Here is a 380-nt window from a genome sequence, read left to right as displayed (position 1 = left end):
ATCACGTTCTGTTCCGCAATACGGACTTTGTTGCCATGCAATTGGGTAATGATGGCGACATGGCCAGTGTCTTTAAATTCACCGCCTTTATCCCAGATAAGAAGCGCACCCGCGACCGGCGCACGCGGCGAGCCGTTAGGAAATGCCTGCAATGGCAGGATGTTGTCATTAACCACTTCTCGCAGGAAGCGCAGCGAGAAAATCTCCCACGCCATACCCACGTCAGTAAAAACCACACCGTAATTCAAAAAAAGAAAACGGCGAGCAAATTCAACGCATTGCCACTTGCGGCCCATATATTCGTCGTCGATATAGCTACGGAATACGGCGTCATCTTCGTATTCCTGCGGATCGAGAGAACTGTAATCTGAAGAGTAGAT

Annotated in this window: 1 protein-coding gene; it reads right to left on the bottom strand. The window is 49.5% G+C overall.

The features are described 5' to 3' along the window. Positions 1 to 380 (bottom strand): CHAP domain-containing protein (locus E0L35_RS26165; protein ID WP_138801779.1); only part of this gene is annotated, 380 nt, incomplete at both ends.

It is taken from the genome of Halomonas sp. ATBC28, from assembly GCF_005937175.1.
Lineage (GTDB): Bacteria > Pseudomonadota > Gammaproteobacteria > Pseudomonadales > Halomonadaceae > Vreelandella > Vreelandella titanicae.
Note: the sequence above shows the minus strand (reverse complement) of the source record. Positions and strands in the feature narration are given on the sequence as shown.